The 19,523-nt window shown below is 67.0% G+C and carries 21 protein-coding genes; 9 read left to right on the forward strand and 12 right to left on the reverse strand.

Annotated elements, in window-relative coordinates:
* Positions 1-1,031 (reverse strand): DUF2252 domain-containing protein (locus AC1DEM_RS11900; protein WP_476884565.1); only part of this gene is annotated, 1,031 nt, incomplete at its 3' end.
* Positions 1,032-1,369: 338 nt separating this feature from the next.
* On the opposite strand from AC1DEM_RS11900, the gene AC1DEM_RS11905 reads away from it, so the two are divergent.
* Together AC1DEM_RS11905 and AC1DEM_RS11910 are read left to right on the forward strand one after the other, a co-directional pair.
* On the forward strand, positions 1,370-1,699 hold the full coding sequence (locus tag AC1DEM_RS11905; RefSeq protein ID WP_476884566.1) for a carboxymuconolactone decarboxylase family protein: 330 nt from the start codon (positions 1,370-1,372) through the stop codon (positions 1,697-1,699).
* A gap of 111 nt (positions 1,700-1,810) precedes the next feature.
* On the forward strand, positions 1,811-2,389 hold the full coding sequence (locus tag AC1DEM_RS11910; RefSeq protein WP_476884567.1) for a TMEM175 family protein: 579 nt from the start codon (positions 1,811-1,813) through the stop codon (positions 2,387-2,389).
* A 13-nt stretch (positions 2,390-2,402) separates the two neighbouring features.
* Here the strand turns inward: AC1DEM_RS11910 and AC1DEM_RS11915 are convergent, their stop codons facing one another.
* The 3 genes from AC1DEM_RS11915 to AC1DEM_RS11925 form a co-directional block, all read right to left on the reverse strand.
* Positions 2,403-2,744 carry a GNAT family N-acetyltransferase gene (locus AC1DEM_RS11915; protein ID WP_476884568.1) on the reverse strand — a complete coding sequence of 114 codons (342 nt, stop codon included), beginning with the start codon at positions 2,742-2,744 and terminating at the stop codon, positions 2,403-2,405.
* Between the two features lie 105 nt (positions 2,745-2,849).
* On the reverse strand, positions 2,850-3,899 hold the full coding sequence (locus AC1DEM_RS11920) for a pirin family protein (RefSeq protein WP_476884569.1): 1,050 nt from the start codon (positions 3,897-3,899) through the stop codon (positions 2,850-2,852).
* Between the two features lie 128 nt (positions 3,900-4,027).
* Positions 4,028-5,311 carry a class I SAM-dependent methyltransferase gene (locus AC1DEM_RS11925; RefSeq protein ID WP_476884570.1) on the reverse strand — a complete coding sequence of 428 codons (1,284 nt, stop codon included), beginning with the start codon at positions 5,309-5,311 and terminating at the stop codon, positions 4,028-4,030.
* Positions 5,312-5,540: 229 nt separating this feature from the next.
* Between AC1DEM_RS11925 and AC1DEM_RS11930 the strand changes: the two genes are divergently transcribed.
* Together AC1DEM_RS11930 and AC1DEM_RS11935 are read left to right on the forward strand one after the other, a co-directional pair.
* Positions 5,541-5,885: a hypothetical protein gene (locus tag AC1DEM_RS11930; RefSeq protein WP_476884571.1), complete on the forward strand. Its 345-nt coding sequence runs from the start codon at positions 5,541-5,543 to the stop codon at positions 5,883-5,885.
* A gap of 112 nt (positions 5,886-5,997) precedes the next feature.
* Positions 5,998-6,363, forward strand: coding sequence for a hypothetical protein (locus AC1DEM_RS11935; RefSeq protein WP_476884572.1), 366 nt, complete (start codon positions 5,998-6,000; stop codon positions 6,361-6,363).
* Here AC1DEM_RS11935 and AC1DEM_RS11940 read toward each other — a convergent pair.
* Both AC1DEM_RS11940 and ligD read right to left on the reverse strand, forming a co-directional pair.
* The gene (locus AC1DEM_RS11940; RefSeq protein WP_476884573.1) at positions 6,353-6,490 is read right to left on the reverse strand and encodes a hypothetical protein; all 138 of its coding nucleotides are present in this window, start codon (positions 6,488-6,490) and stop codon (positions 6,353-6,355) included. The genes AC1DEM_RS11935 and AC1DEM_RS11940 overlap by 11 nt on opposite strands.
* Positions 6,491-6,680: 190 nt before the next feature.
* Entirely contained in the window at positions 6,681-7,706 is a 1,026-nt protein-coding gene (ligD, locus tag AC1DEM_RS11945) for a non-homologous end-joining DNA ligase (RefSeq protein ID WP_476884574.1), read from the reverse strand.
* 172 nt (positions 7,707-7,878) lie between these two features.
* Here ligD and AC1DEM_RS11950 point away from each other — a divergent pair, with 172 nt between their 5' ends.
* Positions 7,879-8,568, forward strand: coding sequence for an alpha/beta hydrolase family protein (locus AC1DEM_RS11950; RefSeq protein WP_476884575.1), 690 nt, complete (start codon positions 7,879-7,881; stop codon positions 8,566-8,568).
* Here the strand turns inward: AC1DEM_RS11950 and AC1DEM_RS11955 are convergent.
* The 5 genes from AC1DEM_RS11955 to AC1DEM_RS11975 form a co-directional block, all read right to left on the reverse strand.
* A complete protein-coding gene (locus AC1DEM_RS11955; protein WP_476884576.1) occupies positions 8,565-9,794 on the reverse strand; it encodes a macrolide family glycosyltransferase in 1,230 nt (409 codons plus the stop codon). The two genes, AC1DEM_RS11950 and AC1DEM_RS11955, sit on opposite strands and share 4 nt — an antisense overlap.
* 170 nt (positions 9,795-9,964) lie before the next feature.
* Positions 9,965-12,640, reverse strand: a complete 2,676-nt coding sequence (gene hrpB, locus AC1DEM_RS11960) for an ATP-dependent helicase HrpB (RefSeq protein WP_476884577.1) — start codon at positions 12,638-12,640, stop codon at positions 9,965-9,967.
* 34 nt (positions 12,641-12,674) lie between these two features.
* The gene (locus AC1DEM_RS11965; RefSeq protein ID WP_476884578.1) at positions 12,675-13,391 is read right to left on the reverse strand and encodes an anti-sigma factor family protein; all 717 of its coding nucleotides are present in this window, start codon (positions 13,389-13,391) and stop codon (positions 12,675-12,677) included.
* Complete coding sequence (locus tag AC1DEM_RS11970) at positions 13,388-13,894, reverse strand: sigma-70 family RNA polymerase sigma factor (protein ID WP_476884579.1); 507 nt, start codon at positions 13,892-13,894, stop codon at positions 13,388-13,390. Before AC1DEM_RS11970 ends, AC1DEM_RS11965 begins: the two co-directional genes overlap by 4 nt.
* Before the next feature lie 255 nt (positions 13,895-14,149).
* The gene (locus tag AC1DEM_RS11975) at positions 14,150-14,446 is read right to left on the reverse strand and encodes a hypothetical protein (protein WP_476884580.1); all 297 of its coding nucleotides are present in this window, start codon (positions 14,444-14,446) and stop codon (positions 14,150-14,152) included.
* An 83-nt stretch (positions 14,447-14,529) separates the two neighbouring features.
* Between AC1DEM_RS11975 and AC1DEM_RS11980 the strand changes: the two genes are divergently transcribed.
* Together AC1DEM_RS11980 and AC1DEM_RS11985 are read left to right on the forward strand one after the other, a co-directional pair.
* Positions 14,530-15,180 carry a hypothetical protein gene (locus tag AC1DEM_RS11980; protein ID WP_476884581.1) on the forward strand — a complete coding sequence of 217 codons (651 nt, stop codon included), beginning with the start codon at positions 14,530-14,532 and terminating at the stop codon, positions 15,178-15,180.
* 91 nt (positions 15,181-15,271) lie between these two features.
* Positions 15,272-15,538 carry a hypothetical protein gene (locus tag AC1DEM_RS11985; protein WP_476884582.1) on the forward strand — a complete coding sequence of 89 codons (267 nt, stop codon included), beginning with the start codon at positions 15,272-15,274 and terminating at the stop codon, positions 15,536-15,538.
* A gap of 80 nt (positions 15,539-15,618) precedes the next feature.
* Here the strand turns inward: AC1DEM_RS11985 and AC1DEM_RS11990 are convergent, their stop codons facing one another.
* Positions 15,619-15,954: a YegP family protein gene (locus AC1DEM_RS11990; protein WP_476884583.1), complete on the reverse strand. Its 336-nt coding sequence runs from the start codon at positions 15,952-15,954 to the stop codon at positions 15,619-15,621.
* A gap of 1,388 nt (positions 15,955-17,342) precedes the next feature.
* On the opposite strand from AC1DEM_RS11990, the gene AC1DEM_RS11995 reads away from it, so the two are divergent.
* Together AC1DEM_RS11995 and AC1DEM_RS12000 are read left to right on the forward strand one after the other, a co-directional pair.
* Positions 17,343-18,410, forward strand: coding sequence for a quercetin 2,3-dioxygenase (locus AC1DEM_RS11995; protein WP_476884584.1), 1,068 nt, complete (start codon positions 17,343-17,345; stop codon positions 18,408-18,410).
* 473 nt (positions 18,411-18,883) lie between these two features.
* On the forward strand, positions 18,884-19,516 hold the full coding sequence (locus AC1DEM_RS12000; protein ID WP_476884585.1) for a CG0192-related protein: 633 nt from the start codon (positions 18,884-18,886) through the stop codon (positions 19,514-19,516).
* Positions 19,517-19,523 lie beyond the last annotated feature (7 nt).

Genomic DNA, 19,523 nt, shown 5'->3' on the forward strand with positions numbered 1-19,523 from the left:
TCCTCAAGCACCGATTTCGTGGCCTCCTTGACCTGGAGGAACAGGGGATCCTCTTGATCGCGGCCCTGGAGCAGGGCGATGAACGCCCGTGTGCCGACGCTGCCGACGCCCACCACCTTGCGGGCGACGTCGATGACTTCGAATTGTTCGAGCAGGTGACGCCGGTCGTCCGGCAGTGTGGCCCGGTAGGCCCGGAGCTGTTCACGAACCGCCTTCTCAACCTCGTCGCCAGACATACCGTACGTATCTCCCAGGTCCCGGACGGGAATGACGATCGGTGGTTGGCTGACAATTCGATACTCTCCGTCAACTCGTTCGGCCAGCTTCGACAGTGCCTGCAGGCTGTCCCTGGTATGTGCTTTTGCGACGTTCTGTCGAGCCGTCTTTTCCATGCCCTGGGCAGCTTTCTTGAGAGCCTTCCCCTTCTGGCTTGCCACTGCCAGGTTGATGGCTTCCATCAACTGCTCCTCGGACAGACGCGCGTACCAAATGTCCAAGGTGCGCATTTGCGCGAACTCGGCCATCGCTTCGCGGTAGGCTCGAACCGCCGTCAGTGTCACGTCGCGTGTTTCGTCCTTGGTGAACGCGTTGTTCCGCGCCGCGATCGTGAAACTCGCCGCCATCCGCTTGACGTCGTACTCGAACGGTCCCGGGAGTGTCTCGTCGAAGTCGTTCAGGTCGAACAGCAAGTTGCGCTCTGGCGAGGCGAAGACCCCGAAGTTGGACAGGTGGGCGTCGCCGCACAGCTGGACGCGCAGGCCGGCCCGGGGCGTGTCCTTCAAGTCGGCGGCCATGATCTTGGCCGCACCCCGGTAGAACGTGAACGGTGAGACCAACATCCGGCCGTGGCGCACCGGCACGAGGTCCTGCTCCCGGGTCAAATTCTGTTCCTCGAGGAGTGCCACCGGATCGGGTCTGTCGGCAGCGGGCTTCCACCCGGTGTGGCTCGAGACGGGCGTCTTCTTGCGGTTGCCCTTGCCTTTTGATTCGCGTTCCTCGACGCTCAAATGCTTGACTTTCTTCTCAGCCATGCTCGGCGACCTCCCTTTGACGTCAGGAACCGCCACCGGCACTGATTGCCTGGGTCAGTCCTGTTGAGCGCGCGAACGCGCCTTGGGTCGAGCTAATGCGATTGTGGCCCCGAAGCGGCCCCTCGTCAACGCGTTGGCGATGCCTTGCCGAACCCCTGCGCGGGCGTTCGTCAACGCGCTGCTGACGGTTCCGGCCACGCTCGGACGGCTGTCAATCGGCTCATCCCGTTCGGGTGATGCCTTCTTCCACTGTGTCGGGTTACGTTGCAGTCGAGTGGGCAAACCCGCTCTCATTGCCCACTGGGCACACCAGACCGCAATCAGATGGAGATATGACCATGGCCGAAGAAGAAGCTCCCGTCCTCGCCGCCCTCGCCGACATCACTGCCGTGTCGCTCGAACGCTCCACCCTCAACCCCCGCGAGTTGATGCTGGCCCGGATTGCGGTGCTCGCTGCAGTGGACGCCCCGGCCGCCTCCTACCTGCTCAACGCCGGCACCGCAATGGACGTTGGCATCACCCTAGAGGACGTCCAAGGCATCCTCATCGCGGTCGCTCCCATCGTTGGGACTCCCCGGATCGTGGCGGCAGCCGGCAACCTCGCCAGCGCACTGGGCTTTGCCCTCGAAATGGCCGAGGCAGAGCTTGAAGCAGAGGCCGAGGGCTGAGCCGTCCTCGCCGAAAGACAAACTTGACGGTACCGTTTCTTACGAACCGCACGTCACGGCGTCGGCAGTTCCTCGTTGCATCTGCCACGATGCCCTGATCAAAGGCGGCCCATGAACAAGAACCGGCTGGAGGCGTTCAGCGACGGCGTGCTTGCGATCATCATCACCATCATGGTGCTGGAGCTTCACGTCCCCGCCGAACCCACCTGGACGGCGCTGCTCCACGAGCTTCCAACACTGCTCAGCTACTTGCTGAGCTTCATCTATGTCGGGATCTACTGGAACAACCACCACCACATGCTTCATCTGGCTGGGAGGATCAACGGCGGCGTTCTCTGGGCAAACCTGCACTTGCTGTTCTGGTTGTCCCTCATCCCGTTCACTACTCGGTGGATAAATGACGCCGGCCTGGCAGAGGTCCCCGTCCTGGTCTACGGTCTGAACCTGCTGCTCGCCGCTATTGCCTACTACATCCTGAAATCGGCGCTGATCGGCCAGCAGGGACGCGGTGGCGCGCTGGATGAGGCCATGGGGCAGGACTGGAAGGGCAAGGGATCCCCGGTGCTGTACATCGCCGGGATGGGGCTCAGCCTCGTGAACCCGCTCTTGGGCATCGCGGCTTATACGGTGGTTGCCGCGATCTGGCTCATCCCCGACCGGCGTGTGGAGCGGTTCATCGCGCATCCCTGAGCGCCAGGAACGGTCACTGCCGGACGCGTTGGGCCAGCCAAGCCTTCACTAACTCCAGATGAGCCGGAGTGGGCGCCAGCACGTTGGCCGCATAGCCGGGGTGCTTTGCAAGGTACTTCTTGATGTACGGGCACACTGGAACGATCATGAGGCCCGCGGCGACGGTCTCATCCAGTGCCTGTGCGGCAAGCATGCCGGCCAGCCCCTGGCCGCCATATTCCTCATTGATCACCGTGTGGTAAAAAATCCGTTGGGCCTCCCCGACGTCGTCCACGTACGCGGCCTGGCCGATCACGGTGTCGTCGGCGAGCACTTCGAATCGGTTGCGCTCGGGGTTGTTCCTGATGGTGATCATGTCAGCGTGGTCTCCTGGGATGGGGCGGGTTGGCGCGGTGGCCTGGCTTGAGGATACTGGACTGGTGCAGGCGTTGGACGCCGCTGGGCACGGCTCATGCACGGCCTAGCCGCGTGGCTTGATGCGGACGTTCGGCAGTGCCGGGGCCGGGAGGGCGGCGGGCCCCCCGGGCGGAAAAGGGCCGAACCGCAGGTCCGTGCCTGCCGCCGGAGCGGCGGCCGCCGCTGCTCCGGCCGGGCCGGCGTCGGAACCGTCCGCAGAACCGTTTTCAGCGCCGTCGTGCGCGCCGATCTCGGCCTGCCACTGGGCCCTGTACGCGACAATCTCGTCGTGGCTGCGTCCCACGAAGTTCCACCACATCACGATCTTTTCGCCCAGCGGCTCGCCGCCGATCAGCAGGACACGGGCCCCGTCCGGGCCTGCGGACAACGCCAGGGAGCCGCGTCCGACCGGCACGTACCCGAGGTGGTCTTTCGGGACGGGGTGTCCGTCGAGGGCCAGGCTGCCCGAGTCCACCAGCAGGCCATGTTCAAAGGAGGAATCTGTTTCGAGGGTCAGTTCGGCACCTGCCCCGAGCAGGATCTCCGCGCCCAGCAGGGGCGTGTGGGTGGCGACGGGCGAGACGGACCCGGAAAGCGCGCCCAGGAAGACCCGCATGGTCCAGCCGCTTCCGCTGACAGGTTCCGGGCGATAGTGCTCGAACGTGGGTGCCATGTGGCGTGCCCTGTCCGGCAGCGCCACCCACAGCTGAGCACCGTGCAGGACAGTTGTGTCCGGGGTGGAAAATTCCGAGTGGCTGACGCCGCGGCCGGCGGTCATGAGATTGACTTCACCGGGCCGCACTGCTGCGTGGAAGCCGGCCGAGTCTTGGTGCTCGATCTCCCCCGTGAACAGCCAGCTGACAGTCTGCAGCCCGGTGTGCGGGTGCCGCGGGACTTTCATGCCGCCAGAATTGCCGACCCGGTCCGGGCCATAGTGGTCCAGGAAGCACCACGCCCCGATGAGGCTGCGCTGGCGCTGCGGAAGCGTGCGCCGCACGTCCATCGCGCGCGGGCCGCCCAGTGGGACTTGCCGCGGGGCCAGGAGTTCGACGCCGGCGGGTGTCCCCTCCGTTTCGCAGAGGATTTCCTGTGGCGCAACTTCGGTATTGCTCATGAAGACAGCCTAGCTTCGCGCGGTCCGTGGGTCAGCCTCCGGAACCCGGCTCATCGGGCGCGACCCGGCTCATCGGGCGGGACTCGGTTCGTCGGGGCCGGACCCGGCGTCAACGGATGGGAGCGGCCTCAGATCCATGCGGATCGGCGCAACGGGGGTTCCGCGCCGCCGGGGCGTTGGACCAGGACTTGGTTCACGCCCGTGAGGCCGCCCTCGAAACCGAGGGCGCTGGCGGCCATGTAGAGCCGCCACACGAGGGCCCTGCCCACGCCAGCGAACCGCACGGCCTCGTCCCAGTGCTCCTCGAGGTTCCGCACCCAGGCCCGGAGCGTCAGGGCATAGTGGCGCCTCAACGCCTCAACGTCCAGGACCTCCAGGTGCGCCGATTCCAGGGCCGCGACCATGTCGGAAAGGCTGAGCATCTCGCCGTCCGGGAAGACATAGCGGGGAATGAAGGAATCCGGGTCCGCCGCGGTGGGCCCGGCGTTCCACGAGATCGCGTGGTTGAGCAGCCGGCCTCCCGGGCGGAGCAACCCGTGCAGCTGGGAGGCGTAGTGCTGGATCTGCTCGCGTCCTACGTGCTCTGACATGCCGATGGAACTGATCGCATCGAACGGCCCGTCATCCACATCGCGGTAGTCCTGCACCCGGATGTCCACCCGCTCCGTCAGCCCCGCGTCCGCCGCCCGTTTGCGAGCCATGGCCGCCTGCTCGACCGAGAGCGTCACGCCGACGACGTCGGCCCCGAAGTGCTGGGCGGCGTGAAGTGCGAAGCTCCCCCAGCCGCATCCCACGTCCAGCACCCGCATGCCCGGTTTGAGTCCCAGCTTCCGGCAGACCAGATCGAGTTTGGCTGCCTGTGCCGCGTCAAGCCCGGTTGCGTCGGATTCCCAGACCGCGCAGGAGTAGACCATGGACCGGCCCAGAACGAGAGAATAGAAATCGTTGCCGACGTCGTAATGGTGGGAGATGGCTGCGGCGTCCCGGCCCTTGGAGTGACGCCTGCCGTACCGGCCCACGCGGGCTTCCTCGGGCGGTGGTGCCGGATTCGGTCCCAGCGCGCCGAGCCGGACGGCAATCCTCAGCAGCGCAAGCACCTCCCGGGGTGTCGGCGGCCGGAACGGTCCGGGCTCGGCGAATTTTCCGGCCGAGCTAAGAGCGGCAAAGGCGGCGAAAATGTCGCCGGGGGCCTCGATTTCACCGGCGACGTAGGCTCGGCTCAGTCCGAGCTGCCCGGGGGACCACAGCATCCGGCGAAGTGCCCGTCGGGACCGGAAGACGACAACGGGTGCATTCTCCGGGCCCGCTTCCGAGCCGTCCCAGGCCCTCAGCCGCAGGGGGATGCCGTCGGTGCCAAGGATGATTGCCAATGCGTCGGCAAGCCGTGAAGCCGCATTCGTAGATGTCCCCATGTCCGGTGCCTCGATTCTCGTGACTCGTCTCTAATGCCCTGGGCTGCGCCCGGCAGTTCCAAATCTAAGCGCAGGACAGTGCCCGCAACCAGAGCCCCGGTACCGTTTCCTTTTGCAGCCCTTCGGGCCAGCCCCTTCCGGCCAGTCCTCTCCCCGCTCCTTTCCAATGCGGCCGGGCGGTGGTGGGCGGCTCTGGCACTAGCGGGTGCGGTTGCCTATGGTGTGTCCTATGTCTGAGTCTTTCTCGTCCCTCGTGGACACATTCAAGAATGTGGGTGTTTCCCGGGCGTACGGCCCCGCCGTGAGCATCGCAGGGGAAGATGTCATCCCCGTCGCTGTGGTGACGTTCGGCTTCGGCGGAGGCAGCAGCACCGAAGATGCCCAGACGGGCGGCGGAAGTGGCGGCGGGGGCGGCGGGCTCGTGCTGCCTCTGGGTGTCTACGCCAAGGGCGCCTCGGGCCGCATGAGGTTCCGGCCCAACACCGTGGTGGTGCTCGTGGCGTTGGCCCCGCTGGTGTGCGCCGTCGGCGTTTCGATCCGCAGCATACTGCGGACCGCCCGCCCGCGCCGCTAGCACCGTGGCCCAGGGGCCAAGGATTCCCCAAGCCGGACAGGGCATAGTTTGGCGTGGGCAGCCTGGGTCTCGGGCAGCTCCGTTGACGGGCGTCGGATGGACATGATCGACGATGAACACATTCAGAACCGCATGCGCAGCAACCATGGTCGGAGCGCTCCTGATGGCAGGATGCGCTGCACCTCCGGCCACGCCGGTACCCACGACCACAGTGACGGCGACTCCCCCGCCGTCGGTGGTGGTCTTCGATCCGCAGACCAGCGGCAAGATTCTGGCCGAGCGGATCAAGGCCCGCGCCAAACCCAATAAGCCTGGCATCACGATTTCCGTCGTGGAGTGCAAGAACTTCCCGGACATCAAGGTGAACACACATACGGACTGCCAGATGGTGGTCAATGGGGTCAAGCGCGGGTATCGGGCCACGTTCACGCAGCGTGACGGTCATTACGAAATCAAAGCCCAGAAACTTACCTGGTAGGCGGCGCGGCGTAGGACATGACGGGTTCCCGGTCGTCGTCCGCGTCGACCCAGGCCGCGAAGTCCTTCAGCGACATGATGCAGTAGTAATCGCAATACCGCAGCTTCTTCTTCTCAGCCTTGCTCATGCCGGTAATTCGATGCGGGCGCCTTGACGGATGGCTGTCTCCACGGCATCGGCCAGCCGTGGAGGGGTGCTGGCCAACGGCCGTGTGGGCAGTCCACCGCCCGGACATGATGGGCCCGTGGGCCCGCCGCAACCGCCCTCTGCTACTACCAACGGTAGAGACCTCTGATTCGTCCCTTGACGGTGATACGTCAGCCGTTGTTGCGCGCCCGGCTGGGCTGTACACGCGGCGGTTCCCCCGGCATCTTTGGATAGTCCGGCGGGAACGGCAGCTCCCCCAGGCCGGCCTCGACGTCCCTGTCCCACCATTCCAAGAGTAGATCGACGGTGCCCGCGCCGCCCGAATGCATGCCCTCCCAGGGATCGCCGGTGGCCTTGAGCCGCTCCGGGACGGTGATGATAGTGAAGGCATTCGGATCCGCGGATTCGAGCTCCTCCCAGCGGAGCGGGCAGGACACTGTCGCGTTGGCGAGTGCACGCGGGCTGTAAGCACCCGCTATCGTTCGGTCGCGGTTCGCCTGGTTGAAGTCGGCGAAGATGCGGGCGCCGCGTTCTTCCTTCCACCAGGCGGTGGTTACCAGCTCGGGTAGGCGCCGTTCGAGTTCGCGCGCCGCCGCAATGACGGCGTGCCGCACCTCCAGGAACTCCCGGGTCGGCTCGATCGGGGCAAAGACATGGAGCCCCCGGTTGCCTGAGGTCTTGATAAAGGCGTCCAGGCCGGCCTCTGCGAGGACGCGCCGCAACTCCAGTGCGACCGGAACGGCGTCCGCGAAACCGGTACCGGGCTGCGGATCGAGGTCGATGCGCAACTGGTCCGGATTGTCCGGGTTGCCGGACCGGGAGGGCCACGGGTGGAAGACCACCGTATTCATCTGCACCGCCCACACCGCCGCGGCGATTTCGTCAATGACCAGCTGGGGGTGCGAGCGTCCGCTGGGATAGACGACGTCGACCGTACGGATGAAATCCGGGGCACCCTTGGGCGGGTTCTTGGAGAAGAACTGCTCACCGTCCACCGTGTCCTTGAACCGCTGGAGCGTCACCGGCCGGTCCCCGTTCGCTGCCAGGAAGGCATCCCCGACATCCACCATGTACCGGGCCAGGTCCAGCTTGGTGAGTCCCAGGCTTGGCCAGACGACCCTGCCCGGGCTCGACACCCGCAACTCCCGGTCGCCGTGCGGACCGCTGACATTGAGGTGGACTTCTTCCTTGGCCATGGGGACAACCTACCCCGGCGGCGGGGACAGTTGAAGAGCGAAACGGGCACAGCGGGCGGACAGCGGCGAACTGGCGTGCGCCGTCGTGGTCACGGAACGGAGGCCCAGCCCCGAAGAGCGGTGGGGCAGACGCCGTGCGGCAGAACGGCCCTTGAACCGGCATGATGGACGCATGACAACGCCGGAGTTCCCGATCACCATCGAGGTCGGCGACGCCACAGTGTCGGGCGTCTTTGCCGAGCCCGACGGCTCCTTCGCCACCCTGGTCGTTGCCCACGGCGCCGGTGCGGGGATGGACCATCCGTTCCTCGCGGGCTTCACCCGCGCCCTGAACGACCTCGGCGTCGCCACCCTGCGTTTCAACTTCCCCTACCGCGAGGCAGGACGGAAGTTCCCTGACAGGCCACCGGCGGCGATCGCCGCGTGGCGGGCGGCCATGGACGCCGCTGCGTCCCGGTCCGCCGGCCGGCCGCTGTGGGCCGCCGGGAAGTCCTTCGGCGGACGGATGGCCTCAATGGCGGTGGCGGAAGGCATGCCGGCTGCCGGACTGGTCTACCTGGGTTATCCGCTGCACCCGCCGGGCAAACCGGAAAAACTTCGCGATGAGCACCTCTACGGGCTGGCGCTGCCGATGCTTTTCCTGCAGGGCACCCGCGATACGTTCGCCACCCCGGAACTCCTGGAGGCGGTGGCCGGCAAAATCGGGCCCGCCGCGACCGTGGAGTGGCGCGAGGGCGGCGACCATTCTTTTGCCGTTGCCGGCGCCAAGCGCAGTGCCGACGAGGCGGGGGCGTCCCTGGCCGCCACGGTGGCTGAGTTCCTCAAGAAACACGGCGAATATGCCGCGAGGCCACTGCCCTAACCGACGTCGCCGAACCGGCCCGCGCCGTGGAGCACATGCGCTTCGATGGCGTTGGCGGCCGCCACGGCACCTCCCGCGCTCCGGACAATCTCGCTCATCGCAGCCACGTTCCGCCGGACCTGGGCGTCAGTGTGGAGCGCGGAGGCTGCGGCCCGGAGCGCCTCGGGCCCGACGTCTTCAGCCGCAAGGTGCCGGCCAAGACCCAGTTCTTCCAGCCGGCGGGCGGTGGCAACCTGCTCCGGTTGCTGTGGCACAGCCACTAGCGGGACGGCGAAATAGAGCGCCTCCATGGTCGAATTCATGCCGGCGTGGGTGATGAAGACAGCGGTTTGGCGCAGTACCTGCAATTGCGGGAAGAAAGCCCGGACCTGGACGTTTGGTGCGATAGCCCCGAGATCGGCGAGGTTGGTCTGGTCCCCGACGGCCATGGCGACATCCCAGTCGCTGCCGCCGAAGACGTCAAGGCACATCCGGAAGAAGTCAGGCCGGCGGTTCAGTGGGGTGGTCCCCAGCGAAATGAAGAGCAGCGGACCCGCTCCGGCACGTATCCATTCGTCGTGGGTGTCACGGCCGCCCACGCTGGGCCCGACAAACCGGAACCGGTCATCGAATGTGTCCCCCATGGGCTGGAACTCGCGGGGAAGGAACACGATGTTGAACGGTGCAGGCGGCCCGTCGAACATCCGGGGCGTACGCACACCTTGCTCGGCCGCGAACTCGGCCAGCAGTCGGCTCATGGCCAGCGCAACCTTGGCCATGGCGTCGGCTCCTTCCGGTGGCGGGCCAGGCATCAGCGACCTCAGCGAGAAATGTTCATTGCTGGCATAGGTGGGCATGAGCGCAATGGCCGGGGCGCCGATCTTTTCTGCGGCCATGCTGCCGCTGAGGGTCATAGCGTCAAAGCAGACGGCGTCCGGCCGGTCCTGCCGCAGGCGGTCCACCAGCGCCGGAAAGCTGGATCTGATGTCCTCGAACACTCGGTTCATGATCGGCAGCATCAGGTGCGCCTGCGCCCGCTGCCCGGGCGCCAGGGCAGGCATTGACGCCATCCAGTTCCCGCCGGCGGCGTAAAAATCCGCGCCGGCGTTGCGGATCTGCGGTCCAAAGTCGGCCGACGTGAAGTACGTAACCCTGTGCCCCCGGCCTACCAGCTCCGCCACCAACGGCAGAGTCGGGTTCACGTGTCCGTAGGCGGGAATGGAGACGAACGCAAGATGCATGGCCATCACTCTTCATCGCTTGGCTGAGATCACGCTTTATTTGCCACTGGACCGGCCTTTTTGCCCGGCATCCCGCGGGCCAGGAGGCACGCCGGCGTCGTGCAACTTCATCATGCCCCTGTTGCCCGGCCGGCGCGAGAGCTCAGCCGGCGGCGCCCCGCCGCCGGCCCCCGCGGTCAGTTCCGGGGCTTGGTTCGGGCTGTCGCGGGTGCGGTCCACGGGTCTTCGGGCCACGGATGCCGCGGATAGCGGCCGCGCATTTCCGCCCGGACCTGTGCGTAGGGTCCGGACCAAAACGACGCGAGGTCGTCGGTCACGGCCAGGGGCCGGCGGGCCGGCGAGAGAAGGTGGAAGAGCACCGGCACGCGCCCATCGGCCAGCCGCGGCGTCTCTGCCCAGCCAAAGCACTCCTGCAGCTTGACGGCCACTACCGGCCTGCCGGTGGTGTCTCCCGCATCCGGGTAATCGATCCGGATCCGTGACCCGCTGGGGACCGCCAGCGATTCCGGTACCAGTTCACCCAGCCGGGCAGCCTCGGGCCACGGCAGCAGCCGGCTCAGCGGACCGGCGAGGTCGATGCCGCCCGTGGATGCCCCGCCGGCCAGTGCTGCGAGCTCCGGGGCCAGCCAGTCCTCCAGCCGGGCCAGCAGCGCCGGCTCGGAAACGTCGGGCCATGACCCGCCCAGCTCCCGGTGCAGGAGGGCAAGACGGCGGCGTAAGCCATCCGCCGCCGTCGACCATCCGATGGTTGCCAGCCCCTCGCTCGCCAGGGCGCGGGCCACAGCTGCACGGCCCTCCTCCGCAGAAGGCCTTACCGGGGTGGACGAGAGCACGATCGCGCCCAGGCGGCGCTCCCGCCGGGCGGAGACGCGGCCCTGGCCAAACCGCGCGTGCAGCGTTTCGCTCAGGAGATTGCGGGCGGCGGCCTCTGCGGTGTCCGCTGTCAGCGGCGCCGCAGAGCGGATGACGGCGCCGGTCCCCGCGGCGTGGCGCCCTTGCGCGCGCGATACTTCGGCCACGCCCAGCCAGTCGTGCCCGGACAGGGGGCTGCCGGCCGGCAACCCGGCCCGCGTTCCGGACGTCAGGAGGTATTGTGCCGGACCCTCGCCGGGAACGCGGCGCGCCACCCGGTCCGGGAAGGCCAGCGCGACGACGAACCCGATCGCCTCCGCGGCGCCCACCGCCCCGGCAGGGACAGAGGGCCCGACGCCGGAGGACTCCTGCCGCGCGATCGACTCCATCCGCCGCACGTCCTCCGCCCAGCGCCGGGATCCAGGATCCCTGCCCGTTCGCAGCGCGGCGACCAGGCGCGTGAGGTCAGCGCCCGGGGCACGCTGGTCCCCCGAGACCAGGGCGACAGCCTCGGCCGCCGTGCGGTGGCCCACCGTCGCGGCACCATCCAGCAGGGCGCGGGCAAGCCTGGGGTCCGTCGGGACCCGGGCCAGGATTTTACCCAGCCCGGTTGCGTGACCGTCCGGAGCGACGGCGCCGAGTTCCCGCAGCACTTCAACGGCCTCGTCCATGGCGGCCTGGGGCGGCGCGTCCGGCAGGGCCAGCCCCCGCCCGCCGGGGGCTCCCCAACATGCCAGGAGCAGGGCGGCGCCGGTCAGGTCAGCTGCCGCAATCTCGGGCGTCTGGTGGGCTGGCGCGGCGCCAAAGGCCCTCTGGTCGTAGCAGCGGATCACGGTGCCCGGACCCTGGCGCGCGGCCCGGCCGGCGCGTTGTTCCGCAGATGCCCGGGAGCAGGACACTGTGACGAGGCCGGACATTCCGCGGCCGGCGTCGCGGCGCGGCTCGCGGGACAGCCCGGAATCAACCACCAGCCGGACGCCTGGGACTGTGAGGGAGGACTCGGCGAGTGCGGTGGAAACGATGATCCGGGCAGCCCCGCCGGGCTCACGCCCGGAGACGGCGCGGTCCTGCTCGGCCGGGCCGGCCTGGCCGTGCAGTTCCAGGACCTCAGCGCCGCTCCGGCCGCGCAGCCGCGCCGCAATGTAAGAGACCTCCCAGGCACCAGGAACAAACACCAGGGCGTCAATGTCCCGCCCGCCAGCCAACGCGGCGGCATGCCCCGCAGCGGCCGTGTCGGCCACGTGGTCCAGGAAGGCCCGGGCCACTCCCCGTTCATCCAGCCGCGGCACCGATGCGGGGGCCCATTCCACCTCCAGCGGGAACAGCGCGGACGGACAGTCGACAACCGGCGCCGGGCCGCCGTCGTCGTTTCCGGCCGCCGTTTCCCCGATCAGTGAAGCGAAGCGGGGCGCGTCGAGGGTCGCCGACATGGCCACGAGCGTGAGGTCACCGCGCAGCTCGCGGACTTCGATGAGCATGCCGAGGAGGAGGTCGGTCTCCAGCCCGCGCTCGTGGACCTCGTCGAGGACCACGGCGTCGATGCCCTCGAGCCCCGGCTCCGCGAGGAGGCGGCGCAGCAGGATGCCGGGGGTAACGAACTCGATGACGGTGCCTGGGCCTGTCTGGCGTTCCCCGCGGACCGTGTAGCCCACGCGGTCACCGAGCCGGGTGCCGTCCAGGGCGGCCAAGCGCCGGGCGGCCGCGCGGGCAGCGACGCGGCGCGGCTGGGTGACCACGATCCGCGGAGGGCCGCCGCGGACGGGCCGCCCGCTGTTCGCGATGTTGGCGTTTGCGGCGTTAGCCAGCAGCGGCGGCACAAGCGTCGTCTTGCCCGTGCCAGGAGGAGCCTGCACTACCGCGGACCCCCCGGCACCGCCGCCTTGCAGCGCCGCCGCCAGCGCCTCCAGCGATACCGCAAAAGTCAGGCCAGCCCCGATGGCGTCGAGGTCGAAGAGGCCCTTGGAGCAGGCTGGGTCCAAGGGTGCGGTCGCGGAAGTCACGCCTCCATTGTCTCTGCAATACGCGTGGCCGGGGTTATGGGTGCGCGGTCAGGACCGTCTTGCCGCTGGCCACGGCACGGATTTCGACGCGGCGGATGTCCTCAACCCGGGTCTGCGTGGTCGCTGTCGGCGTGGCCACTGTTCCGGGAGTTGCCGTCCAGGTGGCCACCTGTGTGGCGGCACCGCGGGAGTCAACAACCACCAACCCGTACTCCTCCGGAGTGCGGACGGCGCCGGGCGGGGCGTAGTCGGCCGGGGTAGGTGTGTACGTGCATTTCCAGTCGATCTGCGTTCCCCACGCCTGCCTGGTCAGGGATCCCGTGGCCATCAGTGTGCTGTCGGCTACCGGGGTGAAGTTCAGTGCTGTTGCGGACGCAGCCTGGGTCTGAGCGGCCGGCGGCGGGGAGGCCGTAACCGCAACGGTGACTGCGCCTGCGGCAGCAGCGGCGCCCAGCATGAGGCTTGCGACAGCCAGGCGGGTGCGCCGCCGTCCGTGCTGGACCCTTTTCGCCAGCCCGGGTTGCAACCTCGGGGTTGGCCTTTCGCCGTCGGTCCGCCCGAGGGCCTGTGCTTCTTCGGCTGACAGTGTGGCAAGGAGTGACGGCAGTCCGGCAAGTTCGGCGACGGCGGCCCTACAGCCCTCGCAGCCTGAGAGGTGCTCCTCGAACTCGTGGCGCTCAGAGGACACCAGGGATCCCAGCACGTACGCGGCATCCCAGCGGCGGTACTCATCGGTCCCGTTGTAGCTCACGGCGTCACGCCCCCTTCCTGCAGAGCCAGCCGCATTGCCCTCAGCGCGTAGTGCAACCGTGACTTCACGGTGCCCTCTGCGAGTTGAAGACTTTCCGCGATCTCGGCCGTTGTCTCCCGCAGATAGTACGAGTGAACTACGACGGCCCGGTGCTCGGCGGACAATCCAGCGAGGGCATCCGATACCAACCACCCATCCAAGATCCTGTCCACCCGGTCCGCGTCCGGAACCTCAGGCAGCTGGTCGGTTTCCGTTTCGTGGCGACGGCGGGCGCTGCGCCGGTCATCGATGACAAGATTGCGGGCAACCGTGTAGAGCCAGGCCCGCACCGCCGCTTCCGGGCGCTGCAGAATCGCCGGGTGTTTCCAGGCCCGGATCAGCGTCTCCTGTACGACGTCATCGGCCAGCGAACTGTCACGGGTCATTCTCATGACGAATCGCCAAAGCGCCGGGCCGTAGGCCTCGTGCAGCGACCGCAGTAGCTCTGCCTCCTGATCGGACATTTCTGCCTCCTAGATGTAGGACGACGCCGGCCTACGATCAGTTCACCGGGCCCCTGCTTCGGCAGCGGCGGGCCGCCGTTGAACCCTCAGGCTGCCGGGACCGTTGTAGGGACAGCCCGGCCGTCCCTGGCCGGCCTTCCCTGAGGAGAGCACAATGAAGATTTCCCGCCCGGCGTCAGCCGCCGCGGCGTTAGGCACTACCTTGCTGCTGGCGGCCTGCTTCGCCGGGCACCCTGCAATGCCGGCACCGGCCCCCTACACAGTGCCGTCAGTTCCCGCGACGGGGAGCCCCTCGCCGTCGCCCAAAGTCCCCGCAAGCCCTGGCCCGGCTCCAGCGCCGGCCCCGTCCCAGGTAGCTACGGCACCGCCGGCTCCGGCAGCCCTCCCGCCCCAGGTGGCTCCGGCACCGCCACCTCGGCCTGCCATGGTGCCGGCCCCGATGGTCCGGCCGGCCGCCCCGGCACCGCGACACGTCGTTCCGCCGGCGGCCCCGGCCCGGCGGCCGATGGTTCCGAATCCCATGATCCCGCGGCCGATGATCCCGCCCGCCATGACTCCCCGGCCCATGGTTCCGCCCGCCCCGGCGCCTCGGGGGAACGACCAGGACGGCGATAACAACGGAGGACCGGACGACGGTGACGGCAACAAATAGCTTTATCGGGGGGCTTAGAGCACGAAGCCGAAAGTCGTTGCTGTTCGTCGGGGTGCTGGTGACGACGGCGGTGCTGGGCGCCGGTGGCTGCGGTTCCGGACCCGGGCCCGGGAACCAGGTACCGGCGGCTTCTCCGTCCGGCGCAACACCGTTCTCTTGGTTCCACGCCGGCCCTGCCCCGGCGGCGTGGCAGTCCTTGGCACTGCCGAAAGCAACAGCGGTGTTGTCCATCCCGCCCGGTGCAGCTCCCACACCGGGCGACCCGGGCACGGTATCTGCCACCGTCACGGCGCCCAACGGTGATCTCAAGATTTATCTCAACGCCACGCCGCAACAAGGCGACGAAGCGCAGTCCAATTGGCCAGAGTTCCGGCTCGCCCACCTCACGGGCGAACACGCCGCATCTGCGAATCGGCTGGCGGAGCGTGCCGGCATGCGGTTCCGCGGAGGCCCAGGCTCCTGTGTGGAGGACACATATGTAACCCGCATCGGCGGCCACAAATACCGGGAGATCGCCTGTCTCGTTTCCGGAACGCGGGGCGGCAGTGTCCTGGTAGCCGCCGCACCCGCCGCCTCCTGGGACCGTTACAGCGACGTGCTGGAGCAAGCGGTGGACGCCTATGCCTCCGGGTAGGTGCACGCCACCCACGTTGGAGCCGGCCGGTTGGATTAGTGGCAGCCAAGGCGCGAGACTGGATCAACTCGATCACGAAAGTGGGAACCACATGATCAACCTCAAGCAAGACGCCGAGGGCTTCATCCGCATGAACAGGCATTTTCCGGAAAAGTCACAGATCAGCATCACGTTCACTGACGGTTCAGAGCAGGTCTACTCCGGGCGCCGGCTCAACGGTCTCTATGACGACGCCGTGGCGGAGTACCGGGCCCAGAATCACCTGGACGCCAAGGGGTTCTCGCGGGCCCCCAAGAAAACGGTCCAGCCGGCGAACAAGATCGAGTTCGTTACGGTGCACGCTGGAATGGACCCGTAACAGCGCCTCGGCATCCAAGCATCCGCCTGAGTCGGTCAGCCTCGGCCCGTCGGGCCCCGGCTCCTGCTTATGCTGCCGGATCAGCCGACGCCGATTGCGCCGGGCCCGTGCGCCGGACGGCGGAGGGCCCGGGCGCGGATGCGGAGATCGTTGTCGTGCACCCGTCGGTCAACGCCGGGCACCGGTGTGGGGGCGGTCCTAGTCCGCGGTGCCGGTGGACTTGCGCGCAACTCGTCCGGGCACAGGTCACTGATCAGCCCCATGCCGGCGTACTCGCGCATGGCCCTGATGCCGGCAACAGCAGCAGGCTTGTCTGCAAATCCCTTAGAGACGGCCAGTACCGCCCCATCCGGTGCCCTGAGCCGGAACCTGATGCAAGCATCAGCATCTACGAAGAGTTCAAATGTGCCGGCCATGACGATCCTCCGATGTGTGGGCTCCCCGTCCGGGCATCATCGCCACGGTAGAGACGGGAAAGCCTCGCTGCTTCCCAGTGGTTTGGTTTGTCCTCGCTGCTGAACTGATGACGTCAGCTGCGTCCTATTAGTCTCGCTGCGGCCTTGAAACGCCCACAAGGCCGGCCACGTAAATCCTAGGTAAATAGCAGCCAACAATGCCGTCCGCGAGGCCACCCCGGTACGCTGCGGGGTAGGAAACAATGCCGGCGCCAGGGCCCTGCCGCCGCCGTGCCCCTACAAGGGCGGCAAATGGTCGCGGCAGTAGGCAACGCGACTGGCACCCTCAGACGGCGGCGGGATGACCCGGTCCCAACACGGGGCGACGGCGTCGCCCCGTGCGGAAGGCTCTGTCGCCGCTGTGCGGCCCGCATCACCGGGAAGCCAGGTCATGACTGAATCGTTGGACAACGTACCCCCATTGTTATTGGCTTAAGGCGCACCGGCTCGCATTACGGACCGCCATGCGCCTCACGCAAGAGTAGCCGGGAGGACTGACACGAAAACAGGGACTTTAGACCGTATCGGCGAACGCCGCTGACATCTAGGCCCACGCGCATGACGCCGCCCTGTATCAGCCACTCCCAATCGCACCTTCATCGCGCCATTGGCGGCCTCAGTGATGTTCCCATAGGAAAGCCCGACTCGTTGCAGACCGTGGACGTAGCCTCTTAAGTGACCGGGACTTATGCTGGCCGCATGAGGCTCTTGCGATCCCTTGCATGGCTGACAGTCTTGCTGCCGTCACTGGTGCCGGTCGGGGGGTGCGCGAGAGTTTGCCCGGCCATCGCGTGGATCAACTTCGTCACCGTGACCCTGGATGGGGACACCCGCAACGTGTCGTGGGTGCAGCTGTGCACCCCGGACTCATGTTCCCGGGCGGCGGAGAGCCAAGCACCGCAGGCCGTACCTCCATCCGGGACGGCAACTCCAACCGGGGCCAACGGTCTCGGTACCGCGCCGGGCGGTGGTCACACCGTGCGTCGCATCGTTGTAGAGAAGATCGGCTCGGACAGTTGGCGGTTTGGGTTCGAAATCGACTCCCCCGGATCAGTGGTCGTCCGCGCTCTCGACTCAACAGGAAAGACTCTCGCCGAGAAAAAGACGTCCCTAGCGTGGCAGCGGACCGGCGGAACAGTCGGATGTGGCGGGCCGGAGACGGCATCGCCCGTCACGCTGACGGTCAACGTTTAGCGCCGGCGGTCGTCGGGTGGGCCCCACCGCTCTCATTCTCCTCAGTGCGAAGCGGCAGAAGTGTTTCATCCATTGGAAATGGATGTCGTCGCGGCGGGGAATCCAAGGCAGTCTTGGGGACAGCCCGCGGTCCATTGACAGGAAAGAAGGATGCGATGTCCCTCAGCGTTGAGGAAATGAACAAGCAGCTGCCGGTGGCGAATGTGCTTCCCGGCGACGCCGTCCCGTATTACATGGCGTCGGGCGAGGGCGCCCGTTATGAGATCAACGGCCAGCTGGTCACAGTTATCGCCCGGGCGGCGGATACCGGCGGAATCTTCAGCGCCGCCTACATCTCCGGCGGCATGGGAGCCGAATCGCCGTTTGTGACCCATGCCGTGGAACACAAGACGCTGTACGTCTTCGACGGCATCCTGCATGTCTGGCTGCCGGGAGAAAGCCGGATCCTGACTCCCGGGGATTCCGTGGTGATCCCGCCAGGAACCCCGCACGCGTACCGGATGGCGAGCCACTACACCCGGTTCCTGAACTGGATGACTCCTGGCGGCGCCGAGGCCTATTACGAACGCGTCGGCACCCCCATCGATTCGCACGTCCCTCCTGTCACGGCGGGACGAAAGCTCAGTCTGCGGGAGTGCGTCGAGGTGGGCGCAGAATTCGGCATGACGTTCCCCGACGTCGAACGGGTGGCGCCGTCCTTCCGGCAGGACGCCGGACTGCCGTCCGCCCAGAGCCCATACTTCCTCAGCGCCGGCGAGGGCGAGCGGCTGGTCAGCTACCAGACCATGTTCACGTACCTGTCCCGGCCGGCGAACACGGGATCGAACTACTTTGCCGTCCACACCAAGGGCGCCAAATCTCCCTACATTCCGCTGCATTTCCATGAACAGCACACGGAAAACTTCCTCTGCACGGAGGGCCGGATGTGGATCTACGCCAACGGCCGCGAGGTGCTGCTCACCAAGGGTGACTTCCTCCACGCTCCGGCGGGAACCATCCATTCCTTCGCCTTCGACTCCCACAACACCCAGATGGTTGGTTTCCTGACGCCCTCGGTCTTCAACGGCTTCTTCGAATACTTCAACAAGCCCACCGAGGACTACATGTACACGGAGGGCGGCCAGCCATACATGGACATGGAGGGCTTCGGCCGGGCCCAGGCCGAGATGGACCTGACAGTGGTGGGTCCCCCGCCGCAGCGCCGGGCAGCGCTGGACATCTAGGCAGCGCTGGACATCTGGGCGCCGCTGGTCATCTAGTCGGCTGAGGAACTCAGCTCAACCGAAAGCCACCCTGGCTTTCTATTCGGGGGCTGTTTATTCGGTGGTTGCGGATTCAGCCGGCGGCTGACTACGTCCGTAACCAAACCGTCCAAGGTGCGGTGCTCGGCATCATCGTCGAACACGAATAAGGCAGGTCCGAGCGCTATCGGGATCTCAGAAGGGGGCCGGCCCAGCAGCGGCAGCCGCACGGAGAGCGACGAGTTCGGCGCGCGGGCCGCCGGTGAAGTGATAGACATTCACTCCGGTGTATCGTCCCGGCGGCATCCATCGCAGCTGCAGCGACCCTGTGATTAGGCTTCCGAGCGTGGCAGCCAGATCCAAAGCCGCATCTATAACTGACATCTCGGACTCAAATAGCCTCATGGGCTCATTCTGCGGGGACACCCCCGGGCCGCGGGTTTAGGCTTGCAGCCATGGCGATCATTCATCAGGCAGAACTGCAGCCGACGAAACTTGAACTTCTCGAAGAGTGGCTGCCCAGCCAGCCGTGGTTCACTGAGCCCGGCACGGCAGGATTGCGCAAAGTAGGCTCCTACCGGTTCGACGACCCCGCCGGTGAGGTCGGCATTGAAACGATCATCGTCTCGGTGGGCGGATCCACCGTTCAAGTTCCCCTCACGTACAGGGCCCAGCCCCTGGCCGGAGCGGAACCATGGCTAGTCGGAACGATGCAGCACTCGGTTCTCGGCCCCAGATGGGTTTACGATGCCTGCGCCGATCCCATCTACGTGGCAGCGCTGGCGGCGAGCATCATGCTGGGCCGCCCGCAGGCTGAGCAATACCTCCAAAAAGGGGGAACACAAGAACTCCTGGCCCAGTCGGTCTTCGTGCACAGCACCGGACCGAAACTCGATGCAGTTCCGGACGTCACTTCGGCTACCCCACGCCCCGTCGACGCCGGCACGGCTATCGAGACTGCCGGCCTCCACTTAGTCGTTGTCCGGCGACTGGACCTTAGCGAGCAGCCAGTCGGCCGGCTCACGTTGACGGGCACCTGGGAAGGACAAAAGAACGGCGTCAAACTCGCCGCAATCAGCGAGGCCTGACTCTTTC

This window comes from Arthrobacter sp. 05T420 (genome assembly GCF_056396305.1).